This window comes from Paraburkholderia strydomiana, from assembly GCF_031456815.1.
Lineage (GTDB): Bacteria > Pseudomonadota > Gammaproteobacteria > Burkholderiales > Burkholderiaceae > Paraburkholderia > Paraburkholderia caledonica.
Map to the genome: position 1 here is coordinate 48,670 of NZ_JAVDVL010000020.1, position 25,092 is coordinate 73,761.

At 57.3% G+C, this 25,092-nt stretch carries 20 protein-coding genes and 1 pseudogene; 15 read left to right on the forward strand and 6 right to left on the reverse strand.

Annotated features, from left to right (window positions below; translation table 11 throughout):
* The first annotated feature begins 109 nt into the window (after window positions 1-109).
* The 7 genes from J2W46_RS32130 (at window position 110) to J2W46_RS32160 (ending at window position 7,289) form a co-directional block, all read left to right on the forward strand.
* The gene (locus J2W46_RS32130) at window positions 110-397 is read left to right on the forward strand and encodes a YciI family protein (protein ID WP_310359621.1); all 288 of its coding nucleotides are present in this window, start codon (window positions 110-112) and stop codon (window positions 395-397) included.
* A 96-nt stretch (window positions 398-493) separates the two neighbouring features.
* Window positions 494-1,372, forward strand: coding sequence for an NAD(P)-dependent oxidoreductase (locus tag J2W46_RS32135; protein WP_310359623.1), 879 nt, complete (start codon window positions 494-496; stop codon window positions 1,370-1,372).
* Between the two features lie 96 nt (window positions 1,373-1,468).
* Entirely contained in the window at window positions 1,469-2,650 is a 1,182-nt protein-coding gene (locus tag J2W46_RS32140; RefSeq protein WP_310359625.1) for an alpha/beta hydrolase family protein, read from the forward strand.
* Between the two features lie 191 nt (window positions 2,651-2,841).
* Window positions 2,842-3,165: a Dabb family protein gene (locus J2W46_RS32145; RefSeq protein ID WP_310359725.1), complete on the forward strand. Its 324-nt coding sequence runs from the start codon at window positions 2,842-2,844 to the stop codon at window positions 3,163-3,165.
* Between the two features lie 1,001 nt (window positions 3,166-4,166).
* Entirely contained in the window at window positions 4,167-5,225 is a 1,059-nt protein-coding gene (locus J2W46_RS32150; RefSeq protein WP_310359629.1) for a maleylacetate reductase, read from the forward strand.
* A gap of 41 nt (window positions 5,226-5,266) precedes the next feature.
* Window positions 5,267-6,109, forward strand: coding sequence for an intradiol ring-cleavage dioxygenase (locus tag J2W46_RS32155; RefSeq protein WP_310359632.1), 843 nt, complete (start codon window positions 5,267-5,269; stop codon window positions 6,107-6,109).
* A 154-nt stretch (window positions 6,110-6,263) separates the two neighbouring features.
* Complete coding sequence (locus J2W46_RS32160) at window positions 6,264-7,289, forward strand: isopenicillin N synthase family dioxygenase (RefSeq protein ID WP_310359728.1); 1,026 nt, start codon at window positions 6,264-6,266, stop codon at window positions 7,287-7,289.
* A 120-nt stretch (window positions 7,290-7,409) separates the two neighbouring features.
* Here the strand turns inward: J2W46_RS32160 and J2W46_RS34580 are convergent.
* From J2W46_RS34580 to J2W46_RS32175, 3 genes and pseudogenes are all read right to left on the reverse strand, one after another.
* Window positions 7,410-7,544: pseudogene (locus J2W46_RS34580) on the reverse strand (transposase domain-containing protein); the annotation flags it as partial.
* Window positions 7,545-7,709: 165 nt separating this feature from the next.
* Complete coding sequence (locus J2W46_RS32170) at window positions 7,710-8,672, reverse strand: hypothetical protein (RefSeq protein WP_310359635.1); 963 nt, start codon at window positions 8,670-8,672, stop codon at window positions 7,710-7,712.
* A gap of 160 nt (window positions 8,673-8,832) precedes the next feature.
* A complete protein-coding gene (locus J2W46_RS32175; RefSeq protein WP_310359638.1) occupies window positions 8,833-9,468 on the reverse strand; it encodes a TetR/AcrR family transcriptional regulator in 636 nt (211 codons plus the stop codon).
* Between the two features lie 226 nt (window positions 9,469-9,694).
* On the opposite strand from J2W46_RS32175, the gene J2W46_RS32180 reads away from it, so the two are divergent.
* The 7 genes from J2W46_RS32180 to J2W46_RS32205 all read left to right on the forward strand — a co-directional run bounded on the left by J2W46_RS32180 (window position 9,695) and on the right by J2W46_RS32205 (window position 19,015).
* Entirely contained in the window at window positions 9,695-11,395 is a 1,701-nt protein-coding gene (locus tag J2W46_RS32180; protein WP_310359641.1) for an extracellular solute-binding protein, read from the forward strand.
* Window positions 11,396-11,921: 526 nt separating this feature from the next.
* The gene (locus J2W46_RS32185; RefSeq protein ID WP_310359644.1) at window positions 11,922-12,920 is read left to right on the forward strand and encodes a Gfo/Idh/MocA family protein; all 999 of its coding nucleotides are present in this window, start codon (window positions 11,922-11,924) and stop codon (window positions 12,918-12,920) included.
* Window positions 12,921-13,114: 194 nt separating this feature from the next.
* Window positions 13,115-14,380, forward strand: a complete 1,266-nt coding sequence (locus tag J2W46_RS32190; RefSeq protein ID WP_310359647.1) for an MFS transporter — start codon at window positions 13,115-13,117, stop codon at window positions 14,378-14,380.
* 493 nt (window positions 14,381-14,873) lie between these two features.
* The gene (locus J2W46_RS32195; protein WP_310359650.1) at window positions 14,874-15,302 is read left to right on the forward strand and encodes a transposase; all 429 of its coding nucleotides are present in this window, start codon (window positions 14,874-14,876) and stop codon (window positions 15,300-15,302) included.
* A gap of 126 nt (window positions 15,303-15,428) precedes the next feature.
* A complete protein-coding gene (gene tnpB / locus J2W46_RS34480; RefSeq protein WP_374726907.1) occupies window positions 15,429-15,569 on the forward strand; it encodes an IS66 family insertion sequence element accessory protein TnpB in 141 nt (46 codons plus the stop codon).
* 165 nt (window positions 15,570-15,734) lie between these two features.
* Complete coding sequence (locus tag J2W46_RS32200) at window positions 15,735-18,095, forward strand: hybrid sensor histidine kinase/response regulator (RefSeq protein ID WP_310359652.1); 2,361 nt, start codon at window positions 15,735-15,737, stop codon at window positions 18,093-18,095.
* A gap of 320 nt (window positions 18,096-18,415) precedes the next feature.
* Window positions 18,416-19,015, forward strand: a complete 600-nt coding sequence (locus tag J2W46_RS32205; protein WP_310359654.1) for a hypothetical protein — start codon at window positions 18,416-18,418, stop codon at window positions 19,013-19,015.
* 8 nt (window positions 19,016-19,023) lie between these two features.
* Here J2W46_RS32205 and J2W46_RS32210 read toward each other — a convergent pair whose 3' ends face one another.
* Window positions 19,024-19,548, reverse strand: coding sequence for a hypothetical protein (locus J2W46_RS32210; protein ID WP_310359660.1), 525 nt, complete (start codon window positions 19,546-19,548; stop codon window positions 19,024-19,026).
* Between the two features lie 447 nt (window positions 19,549-19,995).
* On the opposite strand from J2W46_RS32210, the gene J2W46_RS32215 reads away from it, so the two are divergent.
* Window positions 19,996-20,463 carry a hypothetical protein gene (locus tag J2W46_RS32215; protein ID WP_310359663.1) on the forward strand — a complete coding sequence of 156 codons (468 nt, stop codon included), beginning with the start codon at window positions 19,996-19,998 and terminating at the stop codon, window positions 20,461-20,463.
* A gap of 1,040 nt (window positions 20,464-21,503) precedes the next feature.
* Here the strand turns inward: J2W46_RS32215 and J2W46_RS32220 are convergent.
* Together J2W46_RS32220 and J2W46_RS32225 are read right to left on the reverse strand one after the other, a co-directional pair.
* Window positions 21,504-22,946 (reverse strand): MATE family efflux transporter, encoded by a 1,443-nt coding sequence (locus J2W46_RS32220; protein ID WP_310359665.1) that lies wholly within the window; start codon window positions 22,944-22,946, stop codon window positions 21,504-21,506.
* A 249-nt stretch (window positions 22,947-23,195) separates the two neighbouring features.
* Window positions 23,196-24,527 (reverse strand): protein kinase domain-containing protein, encoded by a 1,332-nt coding sequence (locus J2W46_RS32225; protein WP_310359668.1) that lies wholly within the window; start codon window positions 24,525-24,527, stop codon window positions 23,196-23,198.
* Window positions 24,528-25,092: the final 565 nt, after the last annotated feature.

Consider the following 25,092-nt stretch of genomic DNA (forward strand, 5'->3'; position numbering starts at 1 on the left):
TTTGGACGCCCGGGCCGTTGGTGTCCGGACCGCGACCGCTTAACCTTCCCCTAAAGGTAGTTGCCGCCCGCAATCCGCGTGGCCTCGCTACTCAACCGAGGAGAGAAGAGTGCATTTCATCGTTCATTGTCTCGACCATGAGGGCGCGGTGGAGCGCCGGCTGGCCAATTACGAGGCACACAAGGCATATCTCGCCAGCGCAAAAGTGAAATCGGTCATTTCCGGACCGCTGATCTCTGACGATGGCGAGACGGCGATCGGCAGCTTCTTTTTAGTTGAAGCAGGCAGCAAGCAGGAAGTGATCGAGTTCAACAGGAATGATCCGTTTAACGCGGCCCAGGTCTGGCAGCGGGTGGTCATCAACGCCTTTCTCAAGCGGGTGGATAACCGTGGCTAGTGGCCGCTTCGTTTGCCGCGATCCGTTCGCGTCTGAACACTGCAAGCCGTGCACGAAATAGAGGACTATCGCGAAATTGCGCCCGAGAAAATGATCATGGGAAACAGCGTTGCTTTTATCGGCCTGGGAAAGATGGGACTTCCCATGGCCAGACATATCGAGAGGAATGGTCACGAAATTGTCGGTTTCGATACTTCGCGGGAGCGGATCACTGGCGCGCGCGAGGCGGGGCTAATGGTGGCGCCCCGGCCTGAAGATATTCTTAGGTCCAGCGGTATTCTCATTTCATCGTTGCCCAATGACGCCGCCCTTCTCAACGTCAGCGAGCTGATCTGCGACTGCGCCGTTGGCGGCTCCATTTACATCGATACCAGTACGGTATCCGTTGAAGCATCCGCGACGGTTGCGGAACAGATGAAACGTGCCGGGATCACTTACCTTCGTTGCACAGTTTCCGGGAACAATCTGATGGCGGAAGCCGCAAAGCTTACTGTCATGGTGTCAGGCGATCCCACGGCGTTCCAAACCTGTAAACACCTGTTCCGGTGTTGGGGCGAAGTGTGCTTCTACCTTGGCGATGCGGAGCAGGCGAAGCTCATGAAGCTCTCTATCAATCTCATGATCAACCTGACGTCAGGCATGCTCGCCGAGGCACTGTCTCTCGGGCAAAAAGGCGGACTAACATGGTCCGACATGTGGCCGGTCATCGAAGCGAGTGCAGTCGGTTCACCCATTGTGAAAGCAAAGGCCGGCGCTCTAGCGAAGCGGGATTTTACGGCGACCTTCACCGTCGAGCAGATGCGCAAGGACGTTGGCCTCGTGCTGGATGCAGGAAAATCGCTCAATGTTCCCCTAGGGTTGACAGCACTGGCTGCACAATGGCTGTCCAGTGCGTCCGCATGCGGCTATGGCAACGAAGACTATGCGGCAATTATCAAGGTGGTGGAGACGGCGTCGGGCATTGGGTTGAACTGAACACATCTATCGGCTTGAAATATAGATCGTCCCCCGCTCTCTGGACATTCCGAAAGACACTGGGCTCTCCCTTTCGATCATCTGTTCGAGGTAAAAATGCTCGAGTATTTCAGCGATTACGCGTGGAACCTAGGCCTCGGGATGGCTCTCGATATGGGTGCCAACATGGACGAGATCGATCGCGCCTCTCGCCAGCTCAGAGATCCGGGGTGTGCGAGATCCGACCCGGCAAAGACATTCTTCCATGCTTGGGTGAATGCCGCCGAGCAGCTCGTTGACAAGGCAGAGCGGGACGAGCAGAGCGCAAACGGTCTAAGTGCGTCCGAGAAGTATCGGCGCGCTACCGTCATGTACATCACGGCGGAGCGCATGCCGCCGCACGACTACGCTCCGCGGACCGTCGCTTACGATCGCCTGCTAGAGTGCTTCGACAAGTACGTCGCGTTGGGAAACGTCAATTGCAAACGCGTGCTTGTGCCATACGAGGGGTCCGTCCTGCCGGCACTGTTCGTCCGTGCTGACGGCGACGTTCCTGCCCCATGCATGGTTCATTTCAACGGTCTCGACGGGTTGAAGGAATTTTTGTTCCTGTCCGGTTTTCCCGAAGCGCTCGCACGGCGCGGAGTCTCGACACTTGTCGTTGATAATCCTGGCGTTGGCGAAGCGTTGAGAAAACACGGCTTGCATAATTTCGCAGAAGCGGAAAAACCCGCCGGCGCCTGCATCGACTACCTCGAAACGCGTAAGGATGTCGATCCCGCGAGGATCGGAATGATTGCACTCAGCATGGGCGGCCATCACGCGCCTCGCGCAACGGCTTTCGAGCCTCGATTCAACTGCTGTGTGGCATGGGGAGCAAACTATGCCTTCGGCGAGCGCTTCCGGAAGCGGGTTGCCGACGCAGCAGCCTCCATCCAGGATCCGACGCTCGCGCCGTCTGTGCCACATTTGCTGGAGCATATCCTTTGGGTATTGGGGGCAACATCGATCAGCGAAGTATTGCCCATCGCCGATCGCTTCACGCTCAAAGGCGTCCTCGACCGTATTCGTGTGCCCATCCTCATCACACACGGCGAATTTGACCGTCAGATTTCCGTAAATGATGCATACCTGACGTACGAAGATTGCATTAACAGTCCGCGGAGAGAGTTGCGGATCTTCACGCAGCGGGAAGGAGGCGAGCAGCACTGCAGCATTGGTAACATGAGCCTTGCGACGGACTACATGGCGGACTGGATCGGAGAAGTGCTTGGAGGAAATCCATATCCGGTTTTGTGAGGCGTTCGCTCAGGTGACCAGAACCGGCCGATTCTCCGGGCCGGGGGCGGACCAAGCTCTCTTTTGCCAAAGTTGCGATGCTTTGTCGAGCAGATATGGCACAAAAGAAAGAGACCTCGGGGTCGGCCCCCCGCGACATGCAAGAACGAACAATTCCGGTCGTGAAGCAACATGCGGGAGAGGAGGAATCGATGATCAAACACATCGTGATGTGGAACGTGCGAGGCGATACGCCGAATGAGAAAGCGGACGCGGTTGACCGAGTCAAGGCCGCCTTTGAAGGTTTAATGGGCAAGATACCGGGGCTTCTGCATCTTGAAATAGGGGTAGACGTCAGTCGTGTCGATTACGCATGCGACGTCGTCCTCTATTCGGAATTCGACTCGGCAGAATCACTGGCTCAATATGCCGTTCATGCTGAACACCTGCGCGTGAAAGACGAACTGGGTGATCTACGTGTCGCAAGACACCAGGTGGACTATGTATGTAGCTTCTTCGGAGTGACCGTGGGCTGAGACGATCGAACGTACTGCGCTGCTTCGTCGTAAAACGGGACTTGGTGCACCCGCAACATTGGCCTACTGACGGCAACCGACGGACGAGAGATCCGTTGATCGACTTTGCGACGCCACGCCGCTGCTTGTGTTTCTGCCTGGACGCAGGATAGTTTCAACGCTCTGGGTGATGGTTGCATCGGCGTCATGTTAAACCTGGAATATCCGATAATCCGGAGACGAAGTTAAAACAATTCGTAGTACATAGGAGACAGATCGTGTTGAATGAATCGCACGAAGGAGACCGGAATCGCTGGCACGTGCTGACCGCGTGTTTTCTCGCCTACACGTTTGATGCCACGGATTTCGTGTTACTGGCAATGGCGATGCCAGTGGTCATTCGCGAGTTTCCTCCTCCACTAGCGAGGGCTGGCTTGATTGGTACGGCTACATTGATCGGCGCAGCTCCGGGGGTTTCGCACTGGCGGCCGTGTTCACGGTTGCACTGGCCATAACGAGGCGCCGCACTTCAGAGCGCTTCAGAGCGCTTCGACATCACTGGTGGCTCCACGTTTCCGGGGATCCTTAGGCCGCCGTCATTGCCATGGGCATGGAACCGATGGATTCGGTTTCTTGGTGATCGGCGGCGGCACGGCCGGTTCCCTCATGACATAGCGTCTTTCAGAAAGTCGTGACTGTCGTGGTCTCCTCGTGGCGTACAGGAAAGATGTTTCACCCAGAGTCGTAGCGTTCGATAGTCGGAACCGGTTCGACGGTAAAGGAGGATGACCCTATGGCGGTGGGCCAAAGGTTTCTCGTGTATTGGACCCGAGACCTCTACTTGGTCGGTGCGTCCGTGATGCCTGTCATTACCCGCGGGAACACCAGTCTGCCGTACTGATGCTCGCAAAACCGACGGCGAACCGTATCAGCGCACAGTTGTTGCGCCATTGAACATCTGGCATCCGACTACTGCAGCCGCGCCGCTTATGAAACATGTTCACCCGCTTAGGAGGACAAATATGCCAAACCAATTTAACTATGATATTAACCCGGGCCGAATAATTTTCGGGGCCGGTAAACTGCATGTCGTCGCCGATGAGGTTCGCCGCCTGGGTAGAGCGCGAGCGCTAATTTTGGCCACACCGTATCAGCTTTCCGATGCGTGGAAGCTAGCCGAGAATCTTGGACCACTCGCAGCAGGGGTATTCGGTCAGGCAGCGATGCATACGCCGCTTGCGGTGACGATGAAGGCGATGGAAGCCTACGATGCCTTGGACGCCGATTGCGTCGTGGCGTACGGCGGCGGCTCGACCATCGGCCTCGGCAAGGCGATCGCCTACCGCAATGACGCGCCGCAGATTGTCGTCGCGACGACGTATGCGGGTTCGGAGGTAACTCCGATCCTTGGGCAGACAGAGCGTGGGGTCAAGACCACGGTCCGGGATTGGAAAATCCTGCCAGAGGTCGTCATCTACGATCCGGAATTGACGGTCGGGCTGCCTGTGAAGATGAGTGTCACAAGTGGCCTGAATGCAATGGCGCATGCAATAGAGGGCGTGTACGCGCGAGACCGGAACCCTGTATCGTCGCTGATGGCGATTGAAGGCGTGCGGGCGTTGCGCGATGCGCTGCCAATCATCGTCAATCAGCCGACCGACCTGGGCGCACGGAGCAACGCGCTCTATGGGTCGTGGCTCTGTGGCTCGGTGTTGGGGACGGTCGGGATGTCGCTGCACCACAAGCTTTGTCATACGCTTGGCGGCAGATTCGACCTTCCTCATGCGGAAACACACGCGATTGTCTTGCCCCACTCAGCTGCGTACAACGCGCAGGCCGCAGCAGAGGAACTGAGTCCGTTTGCGGAGTTCTTCGGCGACTCCATCGGGGGAGGGCTATACGACTTCGCACATTCTCTCGGCGCGCCGCTCGCGCTGAACGACCTCGGTCTGGAGGAGGCGCACCTCGATGAGGCTGCCGATCTGGCGGTAAAGAGCCCGTACTGGAATCCGCGCCGGGTCGAGCGGGATGCAGTTCGATTGCTGTTACAGCGAGCCTGGGAAGGATCGCGGCCGCAATGATCGCGGCAAGATCGAATTAACGTTTTGGAGGAATATCGACCATGTCGAAGTTTTTTTCAGAGGAGACCTCTGCCGAGGCTGTCAATTCCCGTATGGGAGACCGCGCCAATCCCCGCCTAAAGCAGGTCATGTCTTCACTGGTTGTGCATTTACATGCGTTCATCAAGGACGTTCAGCTTACTCAGAGCGAATGGGAGACGGCGATCGACTTTCTGACGCAAACCGGGCAGGTCTGCAGCAGTGAGCGGCAGGAGTTTATTCTGCTGAGTGATACCCTGGGCGCATCGATGCTCGTCGACGCGATTAACAATCGGCGTCCTTCTGGGGCGACCGAGAACACAGTGCTGGGGCCGTTTCATGTCAAGGGCGCGCCCGAACGTGAAATGGGCGCGGCCATTTCTTTCGACGGAAAGGGGGAAAGCTGCTTGTTTGAGGGGCGTGTTACGGACGTTGAAGGTAGAGGCATTTCGGGCGCCAGGATCGACGTCTGGTCGGACAATGCCGAGGGATTTTATGATGTCCAGCAGCCGGATATCCAGCCCAAATGGAATAACCGCGGGACATTCACCACCGGTGCTGACGGCAGTTATAGCTTTATCGGCATCAAACCAGTGTCCTATCCGATTCCGCATGACGGTCCGGTCGGCCAGATGCTTAGAAAGCTCGGGAGACACCCTTATCGGCCAGCTCATATGCATTTCATAGTGACAGCGCCGGATTTCCAGAAGCTGGTGACTCATACGTTCGTCGCCGATGATGGCTACATGACGTCCGATGCGGTATTTGGGGTCAAGGAAACATTGATTGCGCCTTATGAGCGTTTGCAGGATGCCGCCACACTCTGGCGTTCATCGTTCAATTTCGTACTTGCGCCTTCGAGCTAAGGTCGCCCGTCGGAGGAAAGCGGTAATCAAACGCTATCTGCGATCGCATGCTCTAACGGTCGTCGACTGGTACACCGCTCTCAGAAAAATCCATCTGTCTCGATTAAGAAGTGTCTGTTTTCTCCTACCTTCAAAAGGATCTGACGTGAATAGCATGCCTCGTAGAAAGGAGGTTAGTTCCGTTGTGGTTGGTGGTCAAAGGTCGCAGGCCATCACCGACGAAGTGGCGGTCATCGATGTCGGCCGCTGTTTTTCCGGTGATTCTGGCGCTCTCGAAGCGGTCGCCCAGCAAATTCACAAGGCTTGCACGGAGATAGGTTTTTTCTACATCGTGAACCATGGGTCTTCGGAGCCGGTGGTGCAGCGAGCGTTCAAGGCGATGGAAAATTTTTTCGCCTTGCCTGCGTCAGAAAAGAGCAAGGTTCGGATGAACGAGCATCAGGCAGGTTGGCAGGCATCCAATGTTGCAATCCATGGAGACAGTTTCGACAAGGTCGTCAAGCCTCAGGCCACGGAGGCCTTCAAATTTGGCGCCGAGCTCGAACCGACAGATCCGGACTTTCGGGGCAGCAAGCGCTTCCGCGGGCACAATCAATGGCCCGAAGCGCTTTTGGCAGAGGACAAGCAAGCGCTTCTTGCATACCACGCGCATTTCAACGATATTGCAAAACGGCTCCTAGCGCCGGTCGCCGTTGCTTTAGGCGCGGCAGCCGATTTTTTCGACGATGCGTTTCGCCGAACCGACTCGGTCATGCGCTGTGCCTATTATCCCGTGGTCCAACCCGAGGAGAATCAGTTCGGCTTGCCCGGGCATACCGATCTGAGTTTCCTCACGCTCATTCCACCCGCTACTGCGCCAGGGTTGCAGATCTTGACGGCCGCTGGTACGTGGATAGATCAGCCCCTTGTGGAAGACGGCATTCTGGTGAATACGGGAGATACCTTGCGAACTTGGTCGAATGATCAGTTCATCGCTACGCCACATCGTGTTTTGGCCTCAACCCGGGAGAACCGTTATTCCGCAATCTTTTTCCTCTACCCCGATCTCGACGCAACCATATCGTGCGTGCCCACATGCTCGAATGCGGACCACCCGAAACAGTATATGGACAGAATGTTCTCTGATTTCTATGCCGGGTACGCAGCGAGAAATTTCGGATACGCAGAGAAGAAAGAATAGGGCAATGACGCGCGGTTGCTACCAGCAATGATCGAGATGGACGGCGCGATGTTCGTAACCGTCCGACTGCGACCGTTCTCGAGAGCGTAATATCGAACAGTTTCACGGAGCGCGTTGAGTTTAGACGGCGTCGGAATGAAGCTGATCGACGACGACGCATGGCAGCAATTCGTCGACGCGATTGAGGGGATGTTCCGCGTTGAGAGCGATGACACAGCGCACGTAGGCTTCGGGATCGAGGCCATTCCGTTTCGCGAAAAAAGCTCGACGCCTTGGTTCAGGCGAAACGGCGAATTCGAAATTAGCGCGGCAGGAAGCAGCCCAAATCGTGCGTGAACTAAGGCAGCGTTACCCGCTCGCGGGCCCCCGCTTGCCTCTGAACACAAACATGTGGCCACATAAAGCGTTACGGCTGGGCGTTCAGGCGTTCACTTGTCCGACATATGCGGTGATCCAATTGGAGAACTCACATGCTAAATGCCAACGGTGTTCTGCCACAAACCAAAATGGAAGCGTCGCAGGAAAGAACACGGCCGGGCGGGCAATGAATCCTCCCGAATCGACAGTGCGAAACTGATGCAAGACGCCTCCGACCAACTCGGAGCTTGTTGTGCTTGCTGCAGACCCTGTCAGCCTGACCGGAAAATCCGGATCAACTGCATAGGGTAGCTTACCGCCGAGCGAGTAATCGATTGTAAAATGGCTAGCCATTAGGGCGCCGCCTGTTTCCTCGATGACATTCTGGCCCTTCGCGCCAATTGCACGAATGACATAGTGATCTGGGCAGGCCAGCAGCATTGCTCGCTCGTTATCTACATCTGTCGCTTGGGACGTGAACCAATCTGCAAAACCTTCGGCTGTTCCCATGCTGCTAACGATTTCGATCTGACAAACTGACCACTGACCTGACAACGCTGCCATTTCCATCGCGGGTCCGCTGACCAGAAGATCGTCTTCAACGAGATGCATCATGGCGACGTCTCCAGCCATGATCTTCGCATCAGTGAGCTGCTCCCGCTCTGCATCGATATTTGAAATCGAGGTAGGAGACCTAAAGATTAACGCCCCGAGATCTAGAATCCTTGAAGCCAGCAGGTTGTTATGCATCCGCTGGGCGACAACCTGCAGCCGTCGCGCCTCCCACATTAGAACTTGTTCTCGGGTGACGGACTGTCCGGCGATGTTCGTGTTGAGAAGCAAGTTCGATGGGGGGCGCGATGACGTAGCCGCTCTCGAAGCCGCGTTAGGTGCCTTGTTGTCGGCGCTGCTTTGCGATCCGCTGCCAGAGCCGCCACAAGCGCTAAGGCTCATGGGGACAGCGGCGGCAAAGCTAAGTATCGCCGCGCGGGTGAGAAATTCGCGCCTTGGAGAGACAAAGGACATAGAGATCACCTTAAAGCAACTGTAGTTGCGTTACAATGTGATGGATCTCGGCGTGGTGGTCAAGGGAGGGAAAGTACGGAGCAAGCGCGGCGCATATGGGCGAACTGGAGGTGCTCGCAAACCCAACCTTGATATGGTCGGGGGCATCGCGCTTCGCCGGTTAACGACGTGGCGTCGGTGCTGGCGCTGCGCCGAATGCCCGAGACACTTGATGGGCGAAGCGTGCGATATCCGAGTCCGTCACCGCTTCGCTCGTCACCAGGGCCCGGAAGTACAAGGGTGCTGCAGCAAGTTCGAGAAGTTGTCGAGCATCTGTGTACTTTGGGAGGTCGCCCCGGCAGATCGCTCGGTCCACTACGGCTGCACCTGCGGCAAAGCGCGTGTCCCAAAAAGCGGTGCGGGCTGTGACTAGATCTTCGTCGAGCGGTCCTTGATTGATGAATGCACCAAGCAATCCCTTTGCGAATGGAGTCGCGAGAATCGCGGCGATACCACGCAAAAGGACAACTAGGTCACTCTCGAGGCTTCCCGTATCGGGTATTGGCACTTCCGAGCCTACTCGGGCTAGGGCGATTTCGAGGATAAGTTCTCGCTTGCTGGGCCACCGGCGATAAATCGAGGTTTTATTAACGTGAGCGCGCTCGGCGATTTCAGGGATTTCGAGACGCTCATAGCCTCGTTCTTCCAGCAACTCCAGTGCTGCTGCGTACACCGCGCTGAGGACCTTGGTCGCCCGCGCACCACCCCGCCGTATCTTTGGCTGTTCCTTTTGTTCGTCGGTTTTACATGTAGACATCACCAGCAGCCCCTTTTTCCTCGATCAAGCAGATGCACCTTGCCACACATGGCGCGGCGTCATATCGTGCGTGCGACGAGACATCTTCATGTCTCGGAACGCAGCTCCCGCGACCTTCTCGAACACGAATTTCGTATACTAAGTCAGTAACCGCTGGCAGGGCCTTTGCCGGTTCGCCCATGGGACTAGATACGGATGGTCTATTGCTTCATGGAGCCGCGACGATATGAACGATTACGAGATACTGAGAATCATCGAATTTGTTGAGCGATCGCGGACATCCTTCCGTGACTCGATCTTGGGCGTCGATCCCGATGCTGACTGGCTGATCCTAAGCCATCTGGTTCGCGCTGGGCTGCGAGGCGAAAAGGTCAGCATCTCCGAGTTAATCAGCATTAGTCGCTTGCCGTACGGGACGGCGAATCGGAGGATCCAACGAATGATCAATGAGGGTCTTATTGCAAAGCAAGCGATCGAGGGATCAAAGCGATTCGACCTTATTCCGACGGCCGGTCTGCACGACAGCTTTCTGTCCTTCGCTCAAGAGATAAAGGTACTTGTCGCGCGGACATTAGGCATGCGTGGGGATGCAGAACGGGCAGACGATTATTTTTTTGGCGATCCACGCGCAAACATTGCGGAAATGCTCCCGCCGCCGACGCTTCGCGGAGGTCTAGGCGGGCAGATCCCAGTTGCAAATCTCAGATTTCTCTTTCACGACGATAACTATTTCGCTTCACTGCGTAATCTTTGGACCGACATTCGTGCGAGCGCGGGAAGAGGCGCTGACTTCGCGATGGCAACCCTGCCGCATCTCTATGAGGCTTTGGTTCGCAATGCAACTCGTGAAGTTTCGGAATTTGATGTGGTGACAGCGAATCTTCCATGGGTTCCAGAATTAATTAGCAAAGAGATCGTGAAGCCAGTTGCCGAGGTCGAGGCATTCTCCGGGTTGCGGTCATTTCATCCTGCGCTTTGGGATTGCACCTCTTGGGGCGGCCATCAGGCAGGGGTGCCGCTGTATGTGACTGTAGAAGCGCTTGCCGCGCGCTCCGATTTGTTTGAAACGGCTCGGCTCGCATTTCCCAGAACGCCTGAAGACGTCATCGCGTCTGCGCGGCACCTCCATGACCCAAAACAAGGCATTGCGGGCGTCGCATGGAACGGGGCTCGAGGAACTCCGATTGCCAGCGCATTCATGTTCTTTCTCGGTGATCACGAAGGTGCTGTCGTCCGTCCACCTTCGAGCAGCGATTTGACGCGCTCAGCTTCGAAGGAGCGAACGCGATGGCGTGCAATGCTCCAATGCGCGGAAGCGAAGCAAACGCTCAAGTTTATGCGTGAGCTACTTGCTGTGTCTTCACCAAATGTGCTGTCATTCGACGGTGATCGAACGATGTACGAGTTCATGTCTGGCAAAGCCGGCATGGCGTACGTATGGAGCATGCGGGCTGCACGATTCGAATTTGACCTCGCCTCACGGGTTCGCGGGCGGGTGCGATACCTACCGCATCCTAACGTTCGAGGCATGCGGCAGAAAGTCCCGGTTGGTGGTTTCTTGTTGGCCATTCCTAGTAACCTGCCGGCCGATCGAGCTCATCTCGCAGCGCAGGCCATAGAGTGGATGACCTCCTTCGGCGCTCGAGTTAGTCATAAGCAAAATGGTCTGCCACTGGTGCCGGAATTCAGCGTCGGCACCGACATTGAGTTCGATGCAACGTCGCCGATCGTATCGTTCGTTAAGGGCCAGGCACGAGACAATCTCCTCGACACGTCCACGAGGCCCGCCGTGCCCGTCTATCACTGGATCGAAGAGATTCTCGGGGAAGAGATTCATGCCGCGTTGCGAGGCCAGGTCAGCGACTCCGCGGCCTTGGAACGGGCCAACTCCCGCATCCAGACCTTCCTCGATCGCATGGAGCCCTAGCGGGGTTGCCGAAATATCCGAAATGGATGTTGAGAGCATTGTTCGTCATAGGCTCCGCTTCTAGACTGAAGTCACGCTGCAACCGGGCGCGGAGTTCGGTAGTTGAGCCGATCGAAAATACTAGAGCGGAGACAGGCCATAATGATTTTTCCACCGAGGAAGCAAGACGGCTTGCGACATTTCCGCGAATAATCGGTTTTATTCCATGTGTCGAATATTATGATCAATAACGGCACACATATCGAAAAGCAGTGCCAATGCTAAAACTATTTGGGTCGCACTTTCGCTTTGTTTAGCCGAGAGATTTCTGATGAGGGAACCCTTATTCCTTTTCATCGTAATTCAAAGTTTGCTTTAAGCACTCTTGTTCAGGTTGCGCAGAACGTTGGATCCGGCGCTTTGGCGCGACAGAACCTAAGCTGCCCCCTTGCGGTCTCGCACTCTCCACTGTCAGCGCATGACTGACTAGTTTGCGTAAACGCGACTCAGTATCGGGACAGGGTGATTAACGGAAGTCGGAGACGAAATGTTGAATGTTGCGTTGATTGGTTTGGGTTGGTGGGGACGGAAGATGGCGACTCTGATTCAGTCGCGTAGCAAAGTAATTCGAATCGTTCGCGCCGTAGATCCGAACGACGATGAAAGCAGAATGTTCGCGGTGGAACGGAGCATTGAGTTCAGTACTAACTACGAAGATGCGCTCACCGATGCAATCGTCCAGGCGGTGATATTGGCTACGCCACATTCCCTGCATGAAGAACAAATTGAGAAAGCGGTGCTCGCTGGGAAACACGTATTTTGCGAAAAACCGTTGGCGCTTACCCGATCGGGGGCGGTGCGCGCCGTCGAGCTCTGCCGCGAGGCGGGCCTGGTGCTGGGCATGGGTCACGAGCGACGCTTTGAACCAGCGGTTGCGGAGATGCTTCTGCTCGCAGAGGCAGGTGAACTTGGCCGTTTGACGCAAATTGAGGCGAACTTCAGCCACGACAAATTTCTGTCCCTAAGTCCGGAGAACTGGCGCCTCAAACCCGAGCACGCACCCGCAGCAGGAATGACCGCTACAGGAATTCACTTGACCGACTTGGCGATCAAGCTGATGGGACCAGCGAAGGAAGTCCTCGTAACCTGCGAACAGTTAGCCTCGAAATTGCAGTCTGGCGACACCATGAGTGCGCTGTGTCGCTTCGTCAACGGCGGTACCGCGTATATCAGTGCGAGCCTCGCGACTCCGTTCATATCGCGGTTCGCGGTCTACGGCACGAAAGGCTGGATCGACATTCGTGACCGCGCGCACGTTGAAGCGCCAGATGGATGGGTCGTAACGACGGGACACGCCGGTGGTCCTATCACTACCACCGAGATCGGTAAGGCAGAAGCGGTACTCACCAACTTGGAGGCCTTCGCGAGCGCGGTTATGAATCGCCGCGCGTATCCAATCAACGGTGATGAGCTAATCAATAACATTTCGTTGTTGGAAGCGATCATCAAGGGGTCCCGATCCGGTCTGCTTGAGCAGGTCGCCTGAACAAGTCAACAGCAGATCCCGGGGGTGAGGGAACACCGGTCTTGTGCAGACTAACAGTGGAGCAGCAGGAAGGCGACGGGGCAGGTCGTATCAGAGTCACCAAAGGCGGCTCCATAGCGTACAAAGCGGAACCTGGCAGAGACCAAGGATTTCGTATTCAACTCGGTCCTAGCCAAAAAACATGAAGGAGACAAATGATGTCCACGACGCTCGAAGGAGCTTCACCCAATCGTTGGCATGTGTTGTTTGCGTGCTTCCTTGCCTACACGTTCGATGCAATGGATTTTATGCTCTTGGCGGTGGCAATGCCTGCCATCATGACGGACCTCCATTTGTCGCTTGCCGCAGCGGGACTGATCGGAACCGCTACGCTTGTCGGAGTCGGCTTCAGTAGTGTGCTAATGGGTTGGTACGCGGACAATTACGGACGAAAGCTTGCACTCGTCTTGAGCCTGGTCGTTTTCGGGGCGTTCACAGCCGCGATCGGATTCGCCCAGGACTGGTGGCATTTGATGCTCTTTCGGCTTATTGCTGGCCTAGGACTGGGTGGCGTGTGGGGAGTTGCTGCGGCGTTCATCCGGGAGGTGTTTCCTACGCATCAGCGTGGCCGGGCTATAGCTCTTGTCATAAGTGCGTGGCCGTTTGGCTTCGGTGCGGCAGCGCTGCTGGCGCGAGTCGTCTTACCCTCCCATGGTTGGCGCGTGCTCTTTTTCTGTGGAATCGGTGCTGTGATTGCGGCGATCTACATCGTGTTGTTCGTGCGCGAATCCGAAGCATGGAAGTCAGAACGGGCTTCGACCTCGACTGTCAAGCAATCCGTTTCGATCCTGGAGATATTCTCGGACGAACTCCGTTTGACGACGGTGTTCGGTACGTTGGCAGCGACCTTTGCGCTCGTGGGCTACTGGGCTGCGAATACCTGGATTCCGACTTATCTCGTCAAGGAACGGGGCTTGGGAACCGGGATGATGACAACTTTCTTGATCTTGCTGAATGTCGGAATGTTTGTCGGTCTGCATATCTTTGGCTGGTTGGGCGATCGAATTGGTCGCGATCGCGCGGTTATTCTCTCGTTCATCGGAGCGACGATTGCTCTGCCGGTCTATGCTGTCACTAGAAATAATGAACTATTGTTTTGGATGGGCCCGGTGACAGCACTGTTTTTTCCCTTCGGCGGTCTGTTTGGCGCTTACTTCGGCGAACTCTATCCTGCGCGCGTCCGTAGCCTTGGAGCAGGATTCTGTTTCAATTTCGGACGCGGTCTATCGGCATTTGCTCCCTTCCTGTTGGGCGCGATCGCAGCCAGAAGCAGTTTGTCGACCGGAATCGCGCTTTGCAGCGTCGCATTCGCACTGGCTGCAATGTTCACCATTATCTTGGCCCGTGTTCAACGTCACCGTCAGTACGGTCAATCGACACAGGATGCGCCTAGGATTCAGCTGACAAGCGAACCGCGGTAAAGCGTTGTATTTCGGACCGTGGTTCCGGATAAGGCGAGGCCTGTTTGTGTCGAAGCGCCGTCGATGTGTCGGCGGCAACGAACCCTTCAGACCGCGGGTGTGCTGCAAAATCTACGTTGGTGATCAAGTCTTGCGAATGAGGGTTCTGCGATGTCGCTGAAACAACTCAACGACCTTGTGGCAGACAAATAAGACCAAAGAGTTTCTTAGAACGATTTAATAAGGAGATAGAAAAGCGAATAGACGATGTGGCCTATTGATGAAGGCCTTATGCGTCGCATGCGTGTTCGACGCATCCGCTCAGACCAACGTGACCACCTACGGGATTGTCGATCCAGATGTCATCTATGGGAGCGATGCTCAAACCAATCGTCCAGGCGGTACCGTGCACCGTGTCCATCAGGTATCGATGCAGGATGCGTCGTAAGCGTCATTCCGTGGCCGCATGGATAGAGCTGGAGCCGGTGTCCGCAGTGATGTCGGTCACCTCAAGATGGAAACTACTTTGGACACACGGAATGCGCGATCATCGAACCGCGAGGGCCGACCGAATTACACACCGGAGTACCCACGGCAAGTAGCCGTCGCCGCGCGCGAGCCGGGTTTTTTGGTGGCCAAGCTCGCGCAGGCGCACGGACTGAATCCGAATAGGGTGTTCAAGTGGCGCCGTCAACTTCGGGCGGCCCTGTTTAAAGGGGTGGCGCACAGCCCAGCGGTGTTGCTGCCCGTAGCGCTATGTGATGCACCGACCGGCGAGACCGCAGAACCGGCGTCGCTCGCTCTTCAGCCTGTCGAGCGACATCGCGAGAGCGTAGCCGCAGCGTCGGGCATCGAGATCGAACTGATCGGTCCCCGTGCACGCGTCACGGGCATGAGACCCGTGCAGTTGCGCCTCGTGCTGCGCTGCCTGATGCCAGCATGATTGCGCCGCCAGGCGCTACCCGCGTATGGCTGGCAGCGGGCGTTACCGATATGCGCCGTGGCATGGATGGACTTGCCGCGCTGGGCAGTCAGCACTCGGTCGTGATCCCTTCTCGGGCACATCTTCCTGTTACGTGGGCGTCGCGGTGACGTCATCAAGATTATATTGTGGACCGGCGACGGCATGAACCTGTACGCGAAACGACTTGAGCGTGGATGCTTCGTGTGCGGCAGGCGGACTCGGAAACAGTCGCATGCCTTTCCATGAGGGTATAGTCCCGACGGCGCGCTAACGACGCGTCAGCTCGGTAGGAACGAAACACCGCCGGTCAAGGCGGCTGTTTGAATATAGACCCCTGACGAGCAATCCTTTTATAACCTTTTTCTTCTCCCCACGCGCGGGGAGAGGAAGAGCCCACACAGTTCCAGACAGATGAATGACATTGACCCGCGACCGGCAGAATTCAGCTCCGTCTGGCTCCAGCTATGGGCCGAATCCACCGATGACTACTCCATCTTCGCGCTGTCGCCCGATGGCATCATCCTGACCTGGAACCCCGGCGGCCAACGCATCCAAGGCTATGAGCCGCAAGAAATTATAGGACAGCCATATGCGGTCCTGTTTTCCGAGGCCGATCGCGCTGCGGGTGCACCTGACGCGGCGCTTGGGGTGGCGACGGAGACCGGCCGCTATGAGACGGAGGGCTGGCGTCTTCGCAGGGATGGTACGACCTTCTGGGCGAACGTGGTGATGACGGCGCTCCGCGACAGCGGGGGCCAGCTGATCGGCTTGGGCAAAGTGATTCGCGACGTCAGCGACAAGCGGGCGATTCACGACGCCGTGGTCAGGAGCGAACGGAACTTCCGCCTGCTGGTTCAGGGCGTCACCGACTACGCCATCTTCATGCTCTCGCCTGACGGGCATATCACGAGCTGGAACGCGGGAGCGCGGCGCATCAAGGGGTATACCGAGGGCGAGATCATCGGCTCGCACTTTTCGCGCTTTTACACCCCCGAGGACGTGCGCGCTGGTGTCCCTTTCAGGGGGCTCGAGACAGCGAGGCGGGAGGGCCGGTTCGAGGCCGAGGGCTGGCGGGTGCGGCGCGACGGCAGCCGTTTCTTCGCGCACGTGGTCATCGACGCCATCTACGAGGACGGCGAGCTGGTCGGGTTCGCAAAGATCACGCGGGACATTACCGAGCGACGACGTGCGGGCGAGCTTCTCGAGAAAACGCAGAACGAATTGTTTCAGGCTCAGAAGATGGAAGCGCTCGGGAAACTGACGGGCGGGGTGGCACACGACTTCAACAACGTCCTTCAGGTACTGCGTGGCAACCTGGAACTGCTTGAAAGCAGACATGCCCGTGACCGCTGGAGCGCCGAGCGGCTCGGTAACGCGATCGACGCGGTCGATCGCGGCGCCAAGCTCGCATCGCAGCTGCTGGCCTTCGGTCGGCAGCAGCCTCTGGCCCCGGTCGTCATCAATCCCGCGCGTCAGCTTCGTGCACTTGACGACCTTCTGCGACGGGCGCTGGGTGAGACGATCGCGATCGAGTCTGTTGTTGCCGGGGGCCTCTGGAATACTACGGTCGATCCGCATCAACTGGAAAACGTGATCCTGAATCTGGCAATCAATGCGCGCGACGCCATGCCCGACGGCGGCAAGCTCACTCTTGAGCTATCGAATGCGACGCTCGACGACGAATATGTGCTGGCGTTTCCCGACGTCGCGGCTGGGCAGTATGTGGTGCTGGCCGTGACGGACACCGGAGCCGGCATGAGTCCGGAGGTGATTGAGCGTGCGTTTGACCCGTTCTTCACCACCAAGCCGGAGGGTCAGGGTACCGGACTGGGTCTGAGCATGGCCTACGGCTTTGTCAAGCAGAGCGGTGGCCACATCCGTCTGTACAGCGAGATCGGCGAGGGAACAACCGTCAGGATCTATCTGCCCCGTTCCACCGGTGTGGCGGTTGACACCAGGCCTGGCACGCCCGGTCGACTGAAGCACGGCACCGAGACAATCCTCGTCGTCGAGGACGATCTGAAGGTCCAGTCGACCGCCGTCGAGCTACTCTCCGGTCTCGGCTACGCGGTACTCAAGGCCAACAACGCCGATCAGGCGCTGGCGATCGTTGCGAGCGGCGTACACATCGATCTTCTCTTCACAGACGTGGTGATGCCAGGCGTACTGCGCAGTCCGGAAATGGCTCGAAGGGCCGTCCAGATCTTGCCGGGGCTGAAGGTCCTTTTTACATCGGGCTACACGCAGAACGCGATCGTGCATGGCGGGCGACTCGATCCGGGGGTGGAACTGCTGAGCAAGCCATACAGCCGCCAGCAACTCGCCTCCAAGGTGCGGCAGGTGCTCGACAGCAGCGACGCCAAAGCGGACGAAAGCAGTCCAGGGCACGCCAGCCCGGGCGACGCGCAAGTGTCAGCCGGAGACGGGAACGGCCTGCGGATCCTGGTCGTGGATGACGACGTCGCGGCGCTTGAGGCGACGTGCGAACTGCTGACGCTGATCGGGATGCGTCCGCAGCCTGCAGCCAGCGCGGCGCAGGCGCTCACCACGCTTGCCGGGAATGACTTTGATGTCCTGTTCACTGACGTCGTCATGCCGGACATGTCAGGCACCGAACTGGCGCGACGCGCATCTGCCGTCCGCCCCGAACTCAGGGTCATTTTTGCGTCCGGCAACGCTGTCCCGGAGAAGGAGGCGTTCGGCTTCGAATGGTCGGCGCTGGGTAAGCCCTTTACGCTTGATCAACTGCGCGCTGCGCTGCAAGCCCGCTGAGAGGGAGGAGGCCGGCCGTCGTGCCGGTGACGGCTAGTCCGCTACGACCATCGCGACAAGTAAATGCACAGGCCCCGTTAGCGCGTCGCATCTACGTGTCTGCGGTGCCCGAGGACGATCGATGCATCGACGTGCCACGTGAATTGGCGACTGTACCGCCCTGTCTACGTTGCACCACTGCAATCCTTAATCGCGCTCTGGGGTGAAGACATCTGACTCCGTTGTAATTGGGTCGCTATGCCAACTGGTGCCGGTTATGGCGCGGCGTGATAGATTGCCGATCTCTTGTTCTCCCACCGCCAATTATGCAAATCCGCCTTGTGATCGCCCTTGTCGTTTCGATTGCGGCTGTCTCGTCTCTGACCGCCTGTTCGAACAGGTCAACCGCTAACGAAGAAAACTTCAGCGCGGCCGTAAAGCAGAAACTGGCCTCAAGTCCACAGCGCTGCCTGCCCGCCGTGTCATGGCCGGCCTCTGCAGAGCCGGCGGATCATGGCAACCCATACGCGTTTTACGACGCCGGCGTCGGTTTCGTGAGCGCGGGGCTGGCGACAGTTAAAGAAGCGGGCCCAAATGCATCAACCAATTTCCGTAAGAAAGCGATTTTCTCCCTTACCGATGAGGGCAAGAAGATCCTGGTGCGTGAACCGTATCAGCCATATCCGGATCAACAGACCGGCCGCTTTTGCTACGGAAATACGAAGCTGACGAAGATACTGAAATGGGATTCGCCGGTGACGATCGGAAGCGCGACCGGCACCACCGTCTACTACGCATATGAAATCACCGACGCCCCCAAATGGGCTGCCAACGAGCAGCTGAGGGCCACATACCAGGACCTCGGGAATGACATGGCAGGTAAAGGGCAAGCAACGTTGCCCGTCACCCTAACAAACGAGGGATGGCAGGCGGCCAATTGAGCGGTCTTTCAAACGCCCTCCGCTGTCGCGGCCGGAGTAACGGCAGTGGATTTCGTTTGTCCTTCCACTCGGCGTTCAACACTCTTGAGCCTACATTTGTAAAACCAGGCTGACCCCAGCGACAGCCAGAGCATGAACTGGGTGGTGTCCCCGAGCGCTTGACGATCAATATGCGGCAGCGCTCCTTGGGATACCGCTATGGACGTGTATAAGGTGATACCAGAGGCAATGAGCAACACCACCGCGATAATTAACATCGTGTCTTGATCGTCATGCCCTTTTTTCTGAAGCCGAAGGCTTTTCAATGAGTCTCTGAGCACTTCAAAAAAAGCAATGAAAACAACGAACAGTGCGTCGGGTCCACGGAACGCTTCGTGCAGTGACGCGCCTATCTCCAGATAACAGAAAAAAATTATCACCAAGGGTATGCAAAGATAAATGACCTGAACGAGCCCCCATCCAGCTATTTCCGTATTGAGGGATAGCCAGGATTTGACTCGCGTCCAACGGCTTTTCGCTGAGATATCTTTCATTTGAACCCGATTGTTAAAGGTCGAGTATTTGTTATCGGCATCTTTCACCCCAAGTTAAGCGGTCAACGGCCAAAGTACACATAAGAGCGCGCAACCACCCGCTGTGGCAGCGGCCAGCATCCAGACTCTGGCGACTGTTCCAGCCAGAAATGGACGCTCTGGGTGCCTCGGTTCGCCAGTTCCGTGAGCCGTCCTCGCGGTAGGCGCGACGCTCTCCTTGTGGGGGCGCGTGTGGCAAGAGATAATCGAATCTCCTGGATCGGGTCTCCGCGACTCGGGCGCTTTGGAACAACTGCTTCGGAAGCGGCGCTACTCCACAGGCTACGATTCGCGACTTGCCGGGCGCGGGCCGAGCCGGTGCGCCCCATGTAGGCGCCGCTCTCCGGCGGGCGCGCGGTGAAACCGCTGACTGCAAAGACCAAACCCTTACAGTGCGACCCAACGATCATGGCTGATTCCGAAACTCCCCTCGATTATTTCCTCAACTGGTTTCAGAGCGTCCCGCCAGATCATCAGGTGGACATCGCGACTGTTGCCTCTTTCCTTCCGGGCTTCAAGTCCGCGCAGCACGCCGCGGACCCCAGCGAGATTCCCGATCGATTCGTTGGGATCGTGCGTTCATACACAACAACTGAGTCTAAGTTGAGCGAAAAGGCGATGGCGATCACGCTCCATTACTATATCGGCCCCGAAATCGTGGAAAAGCGAGCGGCGTGTGACTGGCGCGCCGGCCAGGCTGGTCTCCGTGAGGTCATGGACATCCTCGGACACCAAGGCGATCCTGAACTTCAGCCCGGCGTCAATTCTGCTGAGTTCCGTCAACGCCAATGGATTGCGACGCGCGACAAGTGGCGAAGCTTGGTCGCCGGGCCTTTTTCCATTGAGGCCATTCGACGTTTCGCCGAGTCGCGTTGACCGAAAGCGCCATCAAGCGAACCGTTCGAACCCGTCCCTTGACTGGCGTTCGCGCTTTTCGCGTTGACCCATTAGCAAATGCTGTGAACAGCGCTAGCAGAATTAACGGACACTAACAGGCCGCGAGCCTCTCTGGATCGCGGGCCATGACCGCACGGAGTTCCTCGTCGTTCAGGCAGCCCACGACGAGACGATGAGCAGCCGCGAATAAGGAGAACATGTCATGCGATTCATACCCACTGTTTACTCGCGAACTGGCGGCTCCCTCCCGCGCAGTGACGAGCGCGCGAAAGCCGACTTTGTTAGACAGCATGTGCGACATGGGTGGTCTGAAAGCGACGCCATCGCACGCTATGAGCTATGGGTTGTGAAGGCCATTGATACCAATCCCGATATGGGCGTCAATACGCATCAGCAGTTGGCTGACCGCGCCATTACGCGGGCGCGCAACACGTCGCGTCCCTTGGACTAGAAAAACGGGAAATGCCAGCGGTTTCAACCCCGACGAGATATTTTATCGAATTACATGTACATCCGCCTCTGACGAAATTGCTTGGGGTTATGTGGAGCGGATTAAAGCGCAGCCGTTAGACGAAAACAGTTCGGACGCGGTAATCTCGGACGAAGAAAGCCCTAGGGCCTCGTTTGACGATTCTCGCGCCGCCTCGAACTCGTGACGCCATCGCGTCGTTCCGCGGTCCGCTATCCGCTCACTCGCTGTCGTCCGATTCAGAGCTCAGAGCGGCAACACTTGGCCGCCCTGAGGCAATACCACTGGCAATCTGCTGGCACCAAACCGGCCATTGCGCCGGTGACGGACGAGATCTCTGCCATGAAAACTGGATAGACGCTTCGACCGGCGGTCTCTTGGCCGGTCGGGGTGTTGGAGATCGTTGATTTTGCTAGCGGTGTCCATTCGAGCGCTAACGCTGTCCATTAATTCTGCTAGCGCAAGCGGCCGGTGGCCCGAAACAAGCATTTTTCGCGATAGCGACCGACCGCCCGACCTCTTCACCGATTAGTGTTGTCGGAGTTCGGCCTTATGGTAGCGCCGCTGGGACCCGGGCAGTATTCGCTTGTGTCGTGGGGCGGCGTTCTGATCGGCCTTCCGCAACCGTCTGGCGCGTGGCTCGATATAGAAACCAGAGCAGCATGGCCGCGCTTGTGTAGAGGCCCGCGCCGACTCCGATCCAGACACCGGTCGCACCCATCCGGCAGCCCACGCCAAGCCACCAGGCGAGGGGGATGCCAATAAGCCAGTAGCCTACAACGGCACCGTAGATCGTCAGGCGCCCCTGATCGAGACCACGCAGCGCGCCCATTGCAACGTTCTGCGCCCCGTCCGCCGCCATGCAGAGGGCGCCCACCACGATCAGACGCCATGCAAGGGATGCCACCTGGTCGCGGTCGGGGGTGCCCGCCGGCAAGATGGCCGCGATTGCAACGTGGCCAAGTGTGAGCAAAATGACGGTGATCGCGAACATCGCCGCGATCCCAAAGCACACTGCCTCCCAGCCAATGCGTAGCGCCGTGCGGCGAGAGTGTGCGCCGAGAGCTTGGCTCGTCAGCGTCGCGGCCGCTTGCGACATGCCGAACGCGAGCATCAGCGGCAGCAAGGTACATTGATTGGCGACCTGGTGAGCGGCAAGGTCCAGCGCGCTGCATGCGCCGCACACCAACGCGACGAGTGAAAAGAAGCCGGCCTGCAGCGCGGCTGTCAAACCAATGGTGATGCCGCGGCGAAAGATTCGCTGCGCGTCCCGAACTGTGGCAACGGGCGACGCGGCGGGCCGCGACCGCCTCATCGACCGACGCCGCGTTATCCATGCGGCTGCGGCCATTGCGACGAAAGCGGCTGTCGTCGTGACGCCGGAGAGCAGTAAGGCGCCCCTAGCAGAAATGCCGTGCCGGCACAGCCATGCGTACCCAGCGCCGGCAAGAGCAGCCTTCACCGCAACCGTCGCCGCAGCGACGCCGGTCAGACATTTGACGTTCGGTTGTAAGGAGAGGACTCCACGATAGCAGACGGCGACAAGCAGAAAAGGCAGCCCGGGAGCAACGCCATACAGATAGCCGGCGGCATCGTACCCGGCGCTTCCGCCCAGCGCAAATGCCCTCAATAGCCAGCCCGACGCAGCTAGCACGAGGGCCGCAACGACGCCGAGGACGCAGGCGAGTGCGACCCCGCCATGGAGGACGCCGGACATTTCGCTCTGGTCTTTCTTCCCGGCCCGATAGGCGGCTTCATGTCCTACGGACGAAATTATGCTGACGCCGATCGACGCCACAAATATGAACACCGCGGCCCCGATTCCGCCGGCAGCGACCGCGCTCGCGCCTAGCCGGCCAAGTAGGATAGTATCGATCGCGACCGTCGCGGCGACTGGAATTTCCATCGCCGCAAGAGGGATAGACAGGCGGAATAGCTGTGCTGCGCGAGTCAGGAGGCTGGACACTTTTGACGGATCGCTCGATAGGACCATCGGCACTGTGCAGAAAATGTGCCGTGTGCGTGCGGTGCCGGAGTCGCGATTGGCGAATTGGCTGTTCCCGTTGTGTTGCAGACGTACCGTTACCGGCCAAGAACCACCGTTGCGCTTAGATATCGGAGGGCGGCAATCCTGTGTATAACGGTCAGTCGTCAAGTCGACGGTGTATGGTTTCCATTTACTTCGTTGCGCTCACTGGAGCTACTCTCAGGGCGAAGGGAGCAATGGCAAAAGCGCGTGTGGCTACAGTGACTTGCGTTGGATCTTGCGTGTCAGCAAGCGGACGCCGAAGCCAAACGCTTCTCCTGCACGCTTGTGAATTTCCTCGAGCAAGCGCGAAGTGTCAGCGGCCGGACCAGAATACAGAACGAACGTATCATCTGTAATCTGCTCATGAGCCTCGGCCTGCAGTCGTACCGAAATTACGCCAAAATCCTCACCTTCCAAACGTGCGTATATGCCTACAAATACCCGAGGTTCTTCGCTTTTATCGTGAGAGACGCTCCACAACATCTTCGCCTCGCGACCAATGTCGACCATCTTCGCCAGTGGATGCGGGTAAGTTATCTCGTGAGAGCGGGCAATCATTGCGATTTCGTTGATCAGGGTATTCACAGAGTCAATCAGAGATAACTCGACCTCTTTTATTGCCGCATTAACCTGCTCTCGAAGAGCGTTGAATACTTCCAGATCCTTTTCGTACGGCGCTTGTCCGACTTCGAGTTCTGGCGTGTATGCAATTGCTTCGTCCAAACTCTTGATTAAAGTCGCCGCGTCGGGAAACCTAAAGATTCTGGCGATAGAAAAGCCCACATCAAAAATGGATTTGACCCGCTTCCAGCGTGGATCACCTACCGCTTCCGGATTGTGCGCCTCAATCTCTCCACGTTTTTGGGGGGGACGAGCTTGCTCATCGAGCAGGACATTCGGCGCACGCCCGGTGAGCAAAAAGTAAAGGATACCAACGACGTGGGTGACATCCGCACGCTCGTCCCGCTTCTCGCCCCCAGGCCCCAACTCCGGAAGTCGCAGAAAGCGATTACCCAATTCCTGTCTTTGTGGTGTACGAAAGCCCGACTCGTCCTCTTCGGCATAAGCAATCCCAAAATCAACAAGACAAACCTGCGAATCACCGGTGTTTCGCAAAATGATGTTGTCGGGTTTTATATCCCGATGTAAAACACCGCTGTTGTGGCAGTGCATGACAACATCGGCAAGGTCTCTTGCTAAACGCAATGCGGCGAGTAGGGTTGCTGGCTTTCCTCCGGCCACTTCTTGAAGCGTATTCCCGTCAACCCATTCGCACACGAAGTAGAGAGGTATAGCCCCATCCTCAACAGCTTGGACATTACTCTCGAACAATTTCGGAATACCCTTTCCAGCGAGACGCTCAAGGGCGCTTACTTCGCGAGCCATACGTATTCTGCGTTCAGAGATCGCGATGTTTTCTGGATGCATCTCTTTCAACGCACCAACGACCCCCGTATCCTTATTTTTAACCTTTTGGACAGAGCCTTGACCGCCTGATTTTTTCTGGTGCTTCTGATCTAGCTCCCAGTTTTCCCGCCAACTCATAACGTTCGTTCCGTCGTTTCGTTTGTGAACTCAAGCCACATATGGGCAACCGCTGTCATATGTACCACACGTATCCGCCGATGAGCATCGCTTCGTTTGTCGCCGACAGCGCTTTTCCAAGAACCGCATTCTGCAGGTGGCCGGTGGACCGGTGTCGCAATACCGGTGGACCGGTGTCGCAATACATACGTTCGAGCGACTCTTCAGAAATGAGTTGCGGACATTCGCAGATGGTAGCTCAGGGGCCGAAATGGGTCGGTTTCGGGCGACCGCGTCGGGCAGTGACCGGCCAATGCGCGTTGTTCGAGGCTCTGCCAGTCTGGTTCCGGCTGCATTCCTAGTGGTCACTTACGGATCGGCGCCGGCCAAATCAAAGCAGATGCCCTCCGCGATTCCAGGCGCGGATCATCGCAAGCGGATCCTGACAAATTGACCACTCGGCACTGGGAAAACGTCGCCGACGCGACAGGCGTCGCTTATCGTGGCTATTCGACAGACCATCTGCGGGTAGCGAAGCGATTGAGCGGGCGAGTCCAGCACGGCGAGTTCGCCGGCTCCCCGTCCC

Excerpts from the sequence above, each read along its gene's own strand:
- J2W46_RS32170 (WP_310359635.1), bottom strand. The coding sequence starts at position 8,672 with ATGTCCTTTGTCTCTCCAAGGCGCGAATTTCTCACCCGCGCGGCGATA.
- J2W46_RS32135 (WP_310359623.1), top strand. The coding sequence starts at position 494 with ATGGGAAACAGCGTTGCTTTTATCGGCCTGGGAAAGATGGGACTTCCC.
- J2W46_RS32200 (WP_310359652.1), top strand. The coding sequence starts at position 15,735 with ATGAATGACATTGACCCGCGACCGGCAGAATTCAGCTCCGTCTGGCTC.
- J2W46_RS32185 (WP_310359644.1), top strand. The coding sequence starts at position 11,922 with ATGTTGAATGTTGCGTTGATTGGTTTGGGTTGGTGGGGACGGAAGATG.
- J2W46_RS32225 (WP_310359668.1), bottom strand. The coding sequence starts at position 24,527 with ATGAGTTGGCGGGAAAACTGGGAGCTAGATCAGAAGCACCAGAAAAAA.
- J2W46_RS32220 (WP_310359665.1), bottom strand. The coding sequence starts at position 22,946 with ATGGTCCTATCGAGCGATCCGTCAAAAGTGTCCAGCCTCCTGACTCGC.
- J2W46_RS32210 (WP_310359660.1), bottom strand. The coding sequence starts at position 19,548 with ATGAAAGATATCTCAGCGAAAAGCCGTTGGACGCGAGTCAAATCCTGG.
- J2W46_RS32150 (WP_310359629.1), top strand. The coding sequence starts at position 4,167 with ATGCCAAACCAATTTAACTATGATATTAACCCGGGCCGAATAATTTTC.
- J2W46_RS32145 (WP_310359725.1), top strand. The coding sequence starts at position 2,842 with ATGATCAAACACATCGTGATGTGGAACGTGCGAGGCGATACGCCGAAT.
- J2W46_RS32195 (WP_310359650.1), top strand. The coding sequence starts at position 14,874 with ATGGAAACTACTTTGGACACACGGAATGCGCGATCATCGAACCGCGAG.
- J2W46_RS32180 (WP_310359641.1), top strand. The coding sequence starts at position 9,695 with ATGAACGATTACGAGATACTGAGAATCATCGAATTTGTTGAGCGATCG.
- J2W46_RS32160 (WP_310359728.1), top strand. The coding sequence starts at position 6,264 with ATGCCTCGTAGAAAGGAGGTTAGTTCCGTTGTGGTTGGTGGTCAAAGG.
- J2W46_RS32175 (WP_310359638.1), bottom strand. The coding sequence starts at position 9,468 with ATGTCTACATGTAAAACCGACGAACAAAAGGAACAGCCAAAGATACGG.
- J2W46_RS32215 (WP_310359663.1), top strand. The coding sequence starts at position 19,996 with ATGGCTGATTCCGAAACTCCCCTCGATTATTTCCTCAACTGGTTTCAG.
- J2W46_RS32155 (WP_310359632.1), top strand. The coding sequence starts at position 5,267 with ATGTCGAAGTTTTTTTCAGAGGAGACCTCTGCCGAGGCTGTCAATTCC.
- J2W46_RS32140 (WP_310359625.1), top strand. The coding sequence starts at position 1,469 with ATGCTCGAGTATTTCAGCGATTACGCGTGGAACCTAGGCCTCGGGATG.
- J2W46_RS32190 (WP_310359647.1), top strand. The coding sequence starts at position 13,115 with ATGATGTCCACGACGCTCGAAGGAGCTTCACCCAATCGTTGGCATGTG.